We start from the raw sequence: 11,635 nt of genomic DNA, 5'->3' as shown, positions 1-11,635 counted from the left end.
CGGGCAATATCGAAAAAACACTTCTCTCAATATTAACAGGCAATCCACTTTAAAGCTTCATGGCAGTACGGGGATTTACGGGGATTTGAGGCTGAATAGCGGCGGAACTTTGGAATTTGTAGGGGACAAAAATACCATCACAGTGTATGGAACAGTAACGGTCAACAGCGGGGCTCAGATTATCGGTAACTTTAACGATACTGTAGAAAAATTGGACTAAGCATCTAGAAATAAAAAAGAAGATTATTATTCTTCCTCTTTTCTTTTTGGCATTTGTGGTTGACCCAATCCAAAGCTTCCCTTCAATCCACTATAGGTCGCTTTCCACCATGCTTGAAAAATAAACTTGGATTTATCCCTTTTGAAATAGATATCGGATTGTACTTTGTTTCCAAAAAGCTTTCTAGGATTATTGTTTTTGATCAATGTATTGGCTAAAAACGTTTCGATGGACAATTTCCCCTTTCCTTTTTCAAGACTCATAGAGTCCAGCAATTCCACTTTCAATCCTCGGTATAGAAACTCCATTTTCCCTATTGCTTCTTCGCTATCCATACGAAAATTCCAATTGGCCGAATCTATTTTACCTGATGTTGCTCTTACAAAAGCTCCTTTACTTAAGATATCATTAGCACTAGGAATATCCATAGGTCCTAAATTAATACTAACGTCCATAGGGCTTCCTTCAGTGAAATAAAAGTTCGATTTCAAATTCACTTGCCCCTCTCCCATTAGTTTGGTTTTGGCAGACATAAACATCGTATCTATTGGATAATCCTCTCCCTCTTTTCCTAAGTAAAATGGCGTAATTGATGCATTCAAATCATCGAATAGTATCCTTCCTGGCATTTGGGCTCCTGGCACAAACTCCTGATACCGGACTCTACTTTCAGATATAAAAATGGTGTCCACCTTTAGATTAAATTTTGAATTAGCCATCATCATCTGAGGCATAGCTTTTACTACACCTTCCAATAAAGGAAGTCGCTTATCCCTAAAGACATCTAATTGTAAGCCAACAAAATTTAGGCTCTGGGCATGGAATAACTGATTGTTAAAATAGTCTTCAAAATTAACCCCATTGATCCGAAGGAGGTCCACCTCCATATCTATCGCATCTGTCTGAAAGCCTTTTTCCCTCAAATAAGCATACCTTCCCATTGCTGGTTTAAAACTTACCCCTCTTATTGTAAGATCATTACCAGTGAATCTCAAATTCTCGAAAGAAAGAAACTCCATGCTATCCTTAGTAAAAAACACATAATCAGAAAGGGAAAAATCCAGCCCCTTATCAATAATAGTTTGTGGATTTAAATCTCTATCTTTTGAAAGAAGGTCGAAATTTAAGTCACTTACTGACAGGTTAATTGATGGAAACAACAATCCTTGAAGTGCCTCATTTTCTTTATTATACAATCCTATATCACCCTCTGCAACTTCGATATTTTGAAGTAATAATGAAGAAATGAAAGGATCCTTTAGCTCCTTCTCATCCTTTGACTTTTTTGGATTTGAATTTTTGGTACTATCCAAAAAAAGATTCAACTCAGGCTTAAGTATTCTCAGATTTTTTAGGTCAAAAACTCCAGTCTTTTGAATTTCCTCAAGTGAATTATTCTTAATCCCTATTTCCTGGATTGTTCCTTCCAAAACCAACCCAATCGTATTATTTAAATCCTTTAATGGGTTAATCTTTATCCCAGAAATGATTGTTTCGTCTTTAGAATTATCAAATGTCAAATTCGAAAGTTGAACGGAATGCAAACTGTCAGGAAGGGCAAATGAAAAATCATTTATACCAATTGTAACCTGGTCAAAAAGGTTTGAGAGATTTACTTTCGAGTCAGAACTCTCATCCATAAAGAAATCCTTAATTGTAATATCAAAAGAGGTCTGAAGTGACTGGACACCTCTTTCCCCTAGAATATAATTAAGTTGAAAATCCGAATTTAAAGCATTGATTTCATTAACCTTAATAAAATTCAATGTACGAGTACGGGGCTGCCGGGTCTTAGACTGTTGCCTATTTTGAATAGCAGGGTTGATTTTCATTAAAATATCACTACCATCTACAAGCAGCCTATCGAGGTCGAGCTGATTTTCAAAAAGAAAATCTTCCAAATCGATCCCTTCAATTTTTACTTTTGGCAATACCAAATCAACAGACAATTTACTATAGAGGCTCTCACCAGGTTTTACTCTCAAAGTATCAATTACAAGGCTTTTCTGTTTTGTATTGAATACCAAATCGTTGGTAGTCACATCATAATCTCCTTTAGCAAGAGAAAATGAATAATCAGCCAAGTTCAAAATAATCTCCTCAGAGAAAAATGTCCGTAGATTTGTTGAGTCCTCATCTCCATTCAGGGAGAATCCTTTTAATATTAGGTTCAAATCCTCTTCCGTAAAGCTGATTTCTCTTCTTCCAGAATAATCCGTAAAATTAAATCTCCCTTTTTCAAAATTTACAGAGTCTATTGAGACAGCATTAAAATAAGATTGAAGTATATCCTTTATTCCTTCAGAAGACTCTATTTGAGGTCCTGAAACTTCGGCCTTTTTTTGTCTATACCTAGTATAAGTAAACTCTGGTCTTGGGACCAATATTCTTTCTATCAAAAGCTTTTCTTCAAGTAATGCCTCTTTGATATCAATGCCTTCTACTCTAAAACTCGGCACCTGAAGATTAACCGCGACAGTTTTGTTATAAGAATCTAGTGCATTTTGAATATTATCAGCATCGGGCTTTAAGGAAAAGTTTTGAATGTCAATAAACTTATTTTTTGAGTCTATGATAATATTTCCGGCGCCGAAAACATGAAGATTATCTCTTAATTTCAGGTAATAATCCTCTAAACTCAAAACCATTTCATCTGCCAAAAGAATGTCTTGAATATGCATACTTGTGTCTGGAGAAAACCGGACTTTTTCCAATAAAAGGCCAAACTTCTCAACACCTATATCATTGGATCGTACTCCAGACTCATTCTTAAACTGAACACTCCCCTCTTTCAAATCCAATTCTTTAATATTTACCTCATTCAAGTACCCAAGCAAAATTGAATTACCTCGAACTCCCTCCGAATTTGAAATCTCAGATTTGGACAATTCGACAATTTCGACTTGAGGTGAATTGATTTCAATCCTATCAACATCAAGAATACCTTGGTTGTATAACTTCTTTAGATTAGCCTCAGTTAATTCAAGTTCATCCAATTTTACATTGATCAATTGATTAGGAATCTCCTTGAGACTAGATGTATCCCTTGGTGCAATCTGAAATCCCTGAACCTTTATCTCATCGGAAAAAGAGGAAGCTAAAACTTTCTCTCCTTTAATTATATGTGCTTCATCAGAAAGATATAAAGTCAAACTTCCGAGATTCATGGATGCATCTTGCCCATAAAAGAACTGATTTTCCTTTCTCTCTTCATCTCCTCCTAAATAGAATTCAATCATTTTGAAATCCACATCATCGATTTCAATTCTATTTTTTAATGAATCCCTAAAGTCTGAAGTAAGAAAATGTCCATGATTAACAGACAATTCTTGAACATGAAATGACTTAAGAAGCCCTTCAATCAAGTCATTTAGGTCCCCTGAATCCTCCTTTGAATTTTGTGATTGATGTGATTTGAGTACATGAAGCTTTGGACTTTCGAGAATAATCTCATCAACTTCCAATTCGGACTCCATAAAAGCACGGTCCAAATCTACATTGCCAACCCTCAATTGTTCGACATCTACGTCATAATAGGTTGGACTTACCTTAGTTTGATCGGATTCTAATTTGAATTTTTCTATGGAAATACTCTTTTCCATAGAACTCACCATTACCTCATCTGCAAAAAGTGTATGTACCATATCTGGCAGCTCAAACCTAACTGACTCCAAATCAAACTCAAAACCTTTAGCATTGAAAGGAGTCTTCCAGTTTTGAGAAGTAGTCCAATCAACTCCTTGTATAACAAGTCTTGTGTTTTTAGCATTGATAGAATTCTGGCTCAAAAAATTCAGAAATAACAAATCAGCATGAACAATCTCAACCTTATCAATGTAAACTCCACCAATAGGAATCTTTTCCAAACTTTTCTTAATCTCATCCTCTAGCCTTTTCACAGGGGAAACTTTGAGAGAATCAAATTTTTGATTTGAGTCTCTTTTTGTACTATCCATTAAACTTCCTGCAGGAAGCTCCAAGCCTATATCCGGATTATCTAACCGAATATCTCCGATGGTAAAAACATGATTAGACCAATCATACCAAAGATTTTTTAGAGAAAGTTCATCCAAAGTGAAATCAAATAAGACTTGATCAGAATTAGTACTGTCGGTGTGAGTTGGCTTCATCACTATACCATTCAAGAATACACCTCTTCTAATCAATGAAAAATTAAGGCGATTGAAATCAATTTGGTATACTCCTCCGGTAGCCTCATTTAATTTGGTCCTTGTCCAATTGACTAAAAATAAATTGGACCCGAAATAGACTAAAAATTCCAAAAAAACTAACCCAAGAAATAAAACCATCAAAACCTTAACTACCTTCCTGCGAAGGGGATGGTTTGAGATTTTATCCCGAATGCGCTTGATCATAGACAGAATTTAGTCTAAAATACTCATTAACTATTTAAAAAATAAAAAAAGCAGCCTTTTCAGGCTGCTTTTGCTGTAGGAGAAGGATTCGAACCTCCACGGAGTAGTTAGGCAATAGTCCGGTTTGTTCCACGCTTTATTCCAAAATCTCCACCCCCGAGACAGGAGGGCTTGTCTGCCAATTTCAACACCCTACAGTGTTATATGTAACTCTGATTCCTTTTGAATCAGGAAAATTCTAAAGAAAAGCGACAAATTAACTTACATGTAAAAATCAAACATGTCTCCAATGCTTAATTCGCCGCCTCAAATTTATTCTTAGTCTTCTACCAAGGTTTAATAGGTTTGAGCATTCAATGCTCTGTCATAATTGATAAGTATCAAATTCGACGGTTCAAAATTAATCAAATGAGTCATTTATTAAAATTATGACAACATATTATTTATTTTTTTATTGTATTTTAAATTAAATAGGCATTTTATTAATATTTCAAAATTTGAAGTCCCATTTCGATGTTTGCATTTAAGGATTTGACAATGGGAAAATTAAAAATTTGGCTAAATAGGATACATGCAGGATTAATTTTTGGACATAAAAAAAACCATGAAACAAAATTTCATGGTTTTAGTCAATTAACAATAAACCCAAAATAACCTGCTGTAGGAGAAGGATTCGAACCTCCACGGAGTAGTTAGGCAAATTTACGAGCTCGCTAAAATGCTTTATCCCAGACTCTCCACCCCCGAGACAGGAGGGCTTGTCTGCCAATTTCAACATCCTACAGTATAATTGTTTTCAATTCCTCATGCTTACCGTTTGTTAGCTTGAATTGATATTCAAATATACGCCCTTTCGAATCTTTTTTGCAAATAATTCAAAAAATAAACTAAATTATTACAGAATAAATAATGAAATCGATTGGAAATTTACGTATTATTAAAAACGATTGATTTTCAGGGCTATTTTTTGCAAAATATTCAACAAGAACTGTTGTGAATATAAAATCAATACTATGAAAGGGTATTTTTTATCTATTTTTCAAAAAATCATGATATATATTTGATAATTATCAATTATTCATAGGAAACATAGCTATCCCACTTATCCAAAACAGACTGAAAATCCATCGGCAACGCAGATTCAAAAAACATTTTTTCATTTGTCTTGGGATGGACAAAGCCTAAAGACTTGGCATGCAAGCCTTGTCTCGGCATTAAATCGAAACAATTCTGAACAAATGTCTTGTATTTGGAAAATTGAGTTCCTTTCCGAATCTTATCCCCTCCATACATCGCGTCATTAAACAAAGGATGACCCAAATATTTCATATGAGCTCTGATCTGATGAGTCCGGCCAGTCTCCAAATTGCACTGTATCAAACTCACATACCTCAATCTCTTCAGCACTTTCCAGTGAGTCACAGCATGTTTTCCATAGCTCCCATCCGGATATACATCCATTACTTTCCGATCTTTCGCACTTCTGCCAATGTTCCCAGTAATAGTCCCTTCATCTTCTTCAGGCTCACCCCAAACTAAAGCAAAATAGGTTCTTTCGATTGTGTGGTGAAAAAATTGTGAAGCTAATTGAGTCATCGCCAGCTCAGTTTTGGCTATTACCAATAGGCCAGAAGTATCCTTGTCAATTCGGTGAACCAAGCCAGGCCTCCCATCATTTCCTGCCATTTCAGGTAGATTTTGAAAATGATAAACCAAACCATTTACCAAAGTACCTGACCAATTTCCGTGGGCTGGGTGGACCACCATTCCTGCGGGTTTATTCACTACCAATAGTTCGGAATCTTCAAAAATGATATCCAAAGGAATATTTTCACCAAGTACTTCGGTTTCTCTTGGCGGCTTAGTCAGCATTACCTTGATTTCATCATTGGGCTTGATTCTATAATTGGATTTGGTCGGCTTCCCATTAACTAACACACCGTCAGAATCTATTGCCTGCTGAACCTTGTTTCTAGTAGCATTAGCTACCTTTTCAGTCAAAAATTTATCGATCCGCATCAAAGTCTGACCTTTGTCTACCATGATTTTATGGTGTTCGTATAGGTCTAATTCTTCGTCTTCGAAATCTTCTTCCGGCTGGTTATTCATGACACAAAAATAATAGGATCAGGATTAGTTTTGACAAAAGCTTAAATTTCCATGATGATTCAGGCAAATCCTATCGTAAATCAAGCTCTAGACCACCCTTTATTGGAGGAAAAGGGAGTGGAATTGGCAATCAAAAGGCTGGATCTGGTACATCCGTTGGTATCTGGAAATAAGTTTTTCAAACTCAAATACAATCTAAGTGATGCAAAAAAAAATGGCATTCAATCCGTATTAACCTTTGGAGGAGCCTATTCCAATCATATTCAGGCAACAGCAGCCGCGGCAAATTTTTATGGTTTGAAATCCATAGGACTGATCCGAGGAGAAGAAACTTTGCCACTGAATCCCACTTTGGAATTTGCCCAAAGTCAGGGAATGAAGTTGGAATATGTAAATCGAACAGATTATCGGAGAAAAAATGAAGCTGAATATTTAGACGAACTCAAAGAAAAATTCCCAAACAGCTTTATCATTCCAGAAGGAGGGACCAATTCATTGGCAATCCAAGGGACGTCTGAAATTCTGGACGAAGGAGACAGCAAGTTTAAGTATATCATCCTTTCTATAGGAACTGGCGGCACTTTTTGTGGGATACTCAAAAGCCTACAATCCCATCAAAAGGCATTGGGAATATCTTCTCTTAAAGGATCTTTTATAAATCGTGAAGTCTCAGATCTTATCGAGAAAAACCAAATCCGGACTGAAGAGGAATGGACTATCAATTCTGAGTATCATTTTGGAGGATACGCCAAATACACTCAGATTTTGATAGATTTTATTTGGGAGTTTTATGAAAGCTTTGGAATAGCATTGGATCCCATTTATACCGGAAAAATGATGTACGCTGTTTGGGATTTGATTAAAAAAGGCCATTTCCCGACTGGTTCAAAAATATTGGCTATTCACACAGGAGGAATTCAAGGGAACCTTGGATTCTATGAAAGAACTAACATTAAACTTCCTGGTCTTTCAGCGTAAAATAATCCTCTGATTCTTGTGGATGGATTTCCAGAACATTTGCCAAAGTCAGTCGAACTAAAGTTCTACTTGCTAAAAATCGAGGCAGTTTGGCATTTTTTGCATAATCATTTAGGGTAATCTTACCATATTCTGCCAGCAATTTCATTAAAATCTCCTCTTTTTGACCATAAGTAAAAACCACATCTTCAGACTTTTTACTTTTCTTCAAAATCTCCCAAACCTCTTTACTGGCTTGAACAGTCCGATCTTTTACTCTTACAAAAGATTTCTTGCGATTTTTTTCCCACAAAAAATGAGGACGATCATCACTACGAGGAATTTTAAAAAGTGCCACGCCTTTTTTCTCATTGAGTTTGATTTGGTCAAGCTCATAGGAAAGAGATGGGATAATAAACTCCTTAATGGCCTTTTCCATCACAAAAACTTCTTCCTCGATAAAACGCTGACCACTGACAGTCCCATCGTCATCCACGCCAATTAGCAAATAACCACCAACAGTATTAGCCAAGGCGATCAATTCACGGACAATTTTCTCAGGAAACGCCGCTTTCTTTTTGAATTCCAAAGTTAGCCCTTCCCCTTTTGAAGCTAAAGCTCTCAATTCTTGAACTGTCATGATCTATCATCAATTTCCCAAACCCCGACTCAATTCTTCCAACCTTGACTTTTGAGATTGCCATTCATCCCGAAGTCTGGCAGCTTCCATGAAGTTCAACTCTTTAGCAGCTTTCTCCATTTGTTTTTGAGTTTGAGCAATCAATTTTTCCAATTTGTCTTTACTCAAATATTGAACTACCGGATCTGCTGCCATTGGAGCTTCTCCTGGCATAGGTTCAGCATAAACTTTTGCATTCCTTTTGGAATCTGCCACCTTAGTTTGCCCCATGATTTTATCTCGGGATTTGATCACAGTCTTAGGAGTAATTCCATGCTCCTCATTATATGCCATTTGCAAGGCTCTTCTTCTCTTTGTTTCATCAATTGCCATTTGCATGGAATCTGTGATTTTATCTGCATACATGATCACTCGACCTTCGGAATTACGGGCGGCACGTCCAATTGTTTGGACCAAACTTCTTTCATTCCTTAGAAATCCCTCCTTATCTGCATCCAAAATTGCTACCAAAGAAACCTCTGGAAGATCCAACCCTTCTCTGAGAAGATTCACACCGACCAATACGTCAAAAACACCCAATCTCAACTCTCGCAGAATTTCAACCCTATCCAAAGTTTTTACTTCAGAGTGAATATAGCGGGATTTAACACCTGCACGTTCCAGGTATTTTTGCAACTCTTCGGCCATCCTCTTAGTCAAAGTAGTCACTAAAACCCGCGCTTCAGATTTGATTGTCTGATCGATTTCCTCCAACAGATCATCGATCTGGTTTTGGCTTGGCCTTACCTCGATGGTTGGATCCAATAAACCTGTTGGACGAATAATCTGCTCCACGACCACTCCTTCTGTCAAAGCCAATTCGTAATCTGCTGGGGTTGCAGAAACGTAAATTGCCTGATTGGTCAAATCCTCGAATTCATCAAACTTCAAAGGTCTGTTGTCCAATGCCGACGGAAGTCTGAACCCGAAATCTACCAAGTTGACTTTTCTTGATCTATCTCCACCCCACATGGCTCTGACTTGAGGCACAGTCACGTGACTTTCATCGATTACTAATAGGAAATCATCTGGGAAATAGTCCAGCAAACAGAAAGGTCTCATTCCCGGACTTCGTCTATCAAAGTAGCGGGAATAGTTCTCCACTCCCGAGCAATAGCCAAGCTCTCTAATCATCTCCAAATCAAACTCTGTTCTCTCCTGAAGACGTTTCGCCTCCATAAATTTCCCTTCTTTTTCAAAGAAATTCACTTGAGCCACCATATCATCTTGGATCTCTTTAATCGCTACCTGAAGTGTATCTTTTCCAGTAACAAAGAGATTTGCTGGAAAGATGGAAATAATCTTTTCATCATTCAGTTTCTTACCAGATTTGGGATCGATCCTTTGGATTGCTTCTATTTCGTCTCCCCAAAAGAAAATTCTATAACCCCAATCAGCATAGGCTACGAAAATATCTACAGTATCCCCCTTTACCCGGAAAGTACCATGGGTTAGATCTTGATGAGTTCTTGAATAGAGAATATCAACTAATTTAAAAAGTAGTTGATTTCGTGGAATTCGATCTCCTTCTTGAAGTCGAATGACATTTTTAGCGAACTCTTCGGGATTACCTATACCATAAATACAGCTTACAGAAGCTACCACTATGACGTCTCTTCTACCTGTCAATAATGCCGAAGTAGCACTCAATCTTAACTTCTCTATCTCTTCATTGATAGAAAGATCTTTTTCTATATAAGTCCCTGAACTTGGGATAAAAGCCTCAGGCTGGTAGTAATCGTAATAGGAAATGAAATATTCAACTGCATTTTCTGGAAAAAACTGTTTGAATTCACCGTAAAGTTGGGCTGCGAGGGTCTTATTATGGCTCAGAATCAAAGTAGGTTTTTGAACTTCTTGAATTAGGTTTGCCACCGTAAAAGTTTTCCCTGAACCTGTCACTCCCAACAAAACTTGAGACTTTTCTCCCTCACGAACTCCTTGTGCCAATTGCTTAATAGCAGCTGGCTGATCCCCTGTAGGCTGATAATCAGATGTTAATTTGAACTCCATATTTCCTTTTCAAACCTTATAAACAAACAGAACCACCCCAAAAGTTTAATCAAACCCAAATTCAGGCCTTTATTGATTTATATTTTTCAATATTATAATACAGATAATTAGTCCTAAGGATAATTACCAGAAAAATCGGAATTAAGCTTGGATGAAAAGACACCCATCCCATAATCCAAAAAACAACAGCAGCATCAGCCAAAATCAATGCAGCCAATAAATAATTTCTTACCCAGCTTTTCAGATTCTTTTTCCCAAGGGCAAAGGCCAATATTAAATGCCCAGGAAAAGCCCATAAAATGTTCCAATTCCACTTGGTCGCACTGTGATCAGTAGCAAACCATAATAAGAAAATTACGATTCCTAAAAGCCCAAGAATAGTAAAAAGAACAATATCAAAGCCTATAAATAATTTTTTCTTTTTAAAGCCTATAAAAGTGATCCCTACAAATACAATAGCCACTAGCCAAAAAATCCAATATGGATTAATCGAACTCATAGTATTTTCTGGCTTTGGAAAATCCAAGATTACTGAAGATTCACGAACCAATGGACGAGTCGGCCCATCTCCTTGGATTTCAGCTCTAGCAAAAGCCTTTTCCATATAATCCGGCAAAAATTGCTCTTCCTGAGGAGTAGCATCTCTATCTATTACTGCTCCGAGAGCTATATCTATTCCCAAATCCGCCCATGGCATCCTCAATACATATTCATCAATCAAATTCCTAAAGGTCTTTTCATCGGTAACTTTTTGCTCATCATTCCAGACCAAATCATCACCAAGGACCAAATCCATCGCATCACGAATACGTGTAGCACAATTGTCAAAAAAGAAATCATAGCGGTAATATCTCCTATCCGGCATATAATTCACTTGTAAAAACTCTAGCATATACTGTGTTTGCTCGGGAGATAGGTCCAACACCTGCTCTCTAACTGACCTTCCTTCAGCGTTGTAGGCAGCCAAAAAATCTGAATAGGTACTTACACTGAGCATATAATCCAGCTTCCCCGCGGCAAATTTCCCATAGAAATTGGGAGTGTTGAAATTGAAAGTACCATAGTTGAAAACATAATCGGTTCTTTTCCCCTTGTCCAAGACTCGGATAGCACTGTGACCAAAAGCCATATAGAGTTCATCTCCAGGATCACAGGTCAATAGACTAATGCGGTATTGTTGTGCCTTTGCAAATGAACAGAGCAAAACTAAGACAATAAACAATAAACCTATTATTTTATTTTTACGAATCATTTCGTTATATAAAACTACTTTTTAGAGAT

At 37.0% G+C, this 11,635-nt stretch carries 6 protein-coding genes and 1 pseudogene; 2 read left to right on the top strand and 5 right to left on the bottom strand.

Translation table 11 applies throughout. The features are described 5' to 3' along the window. Positions 1–220, top strand: a pseudogene (locus tag O0V13_RS20310) (hypothetical protein); the annotation flags it as partial. Positions 221–246: 26 nt separating this feature from the next. On the opposite strand, the gene O0V13_RS20305 reads toward O0V13_RS20310, so the two are convergent. Then, positions 247–4,596: a hypothetical protein gene (locus O0V13_RS20305; RefSeq protein ID WP_268036854.1), complete on the bottom strand. Its 4,350-nt coding sequence runs from the start codon at positions 4,594–4,596 to the stop codon at positions 247–249. A gap of 1,074 nt (positions 4,597–5,670) precedes the next feature. Continuing rightward, the gene (locus O0V13_RS20300) at positions 5,671–6,705 is read right to left on the bottom strand and encodes an RluA family pseudouridine synthase (RefSeq protein WP_268036853.1); all 1,035 of its coding nucleotides are present in this window, start codon (positions 6,703–6,705) and stop codon (positions 5,671–5,673) included. 51 nt (positions 6,706–6,756) lie between these two features. Here O0V13_RS20300 and O0V13_RS20295 point away from each other — a divergent pair, with 51 nt between their 5' ends. Next, positions 6,757–7,683: a 1-aminocyclopropane-1-carboxylate deaminase/D-cysteine desulfhydrase gene (locus O0V13_RS20295; protein ID WP_326492756.1), complete on the top strand. Its 927-nt coding sequence runs from the start codon at positions 6,757–6,759 to the stop codon at positions 7,681–7,683. Here the strand turns inward: O0V13_RS20295 and O0V13_RS20290 are convergent. The 3 genes from O0V13_RS20290 to O0V13_RS20280 all read right to left on the bottom strand — a co-directional run bounded on the left by O0V13_RS20290 (position 7,658) and on the right by O0V13_RS20280 (position 11,606). After that, positions 7,658–8,302: an AlbA family DNA-binding domain-containing protein gene (locus O0V13_RS20290; RefSeq protein WP_268036852.1), complete on the bottom strand. Its 645-nt coding sequence runs from the start codon at positions 8,300–8,302 to the stop codon at positions 7,658–7,660. The two genes, O0V13_RS20295 and O0V13_RS20290, sit on opposite strands and share 26 nt — an antisense overlap. Before the next feature lie 9 nt (positions 8,303–8,311). Next, complete coding sequence (gene uvrB, locus O0V13_RS20285; protein WP_268036851.1) at positions 8,312–10,354, bottom strand: excinuclease ABC subunit UvrB; 2,043 nt, start codon at positions 10,352–10,354, stop codon at positions 8,312–8,314. Between the two features lie 61 nt (positions 10,355–10,415). Beyond that, positions 10,416–11,606, bottom strand: a complete 1,191-nt coding sequence (locus O0V13_RS20280) for an Lnb N-terminal periplasmic domain-containing protein (RefSeq protein ID WP_268036850.1) — start codon at positions 11,604–11,606, stop codon at positions 10,416–10,418. Between the last annotated feature and the right edge of the window lie 29 nt (positions 11,607–11,635).

It is taken from the genome of Algoriphagus sp. PAP.12 (assembly GCF_026652115.1).
Classification (GTDB): Bacteria; Bacteroidota; Bacteroidia; order Cytophagales; family Cyclobacteriaceae; genus Algoriphagus.
This window is presented reverse-complemented; position numbering and strand designations above follow the sequence as displayed.

Bases quoted from the DNA above. Each gene is read 5' to 3' on its own strand.
- O0V13_RS20305 (WP_268036854.1), bottom strand. From the start codon at position 4,596: ATGATCAAGCGCATTCGGGATAAAATCTCAAACCATCCCCTTCGCAGG.
- O0V13_RS20300 (WP_268036853.1), bottom strand. From the start codon at position 6,705: ATGAATAACCAGCCGGAAGAAGATTTCGAAGACGAAGAATTAGACCTA.
- O0V13_RS20295 (WP_326492756.1), top strand. From the start codon at position 6,757: ATGATGATTCAGGCAAATCCTATCGTAAATCAAGCTCTAGACCACCCT.
- O0V13_RS20290 (WP_268036852.1), bottom strand. From the start codon at position 8,302: ATGACAGTTCAAGAATTGAGAGCTTTAGCTTCAAAAGGGGAAGGGCTA.
- uvrB (WP_268036851.1), bottom strand. From the start codon at position 10,354: ATGGAGTTCAAATTAACATCTGATTATCAGCCTACAGGGGATCAGCCA.
- O0V13_RS20280 (WP_268036850.1), bottom strand. From the start codon at position 11,606: ATGATTCGTAAAAATAAAATAATAGGTTTATTGTTTATTGTCTTAGTT.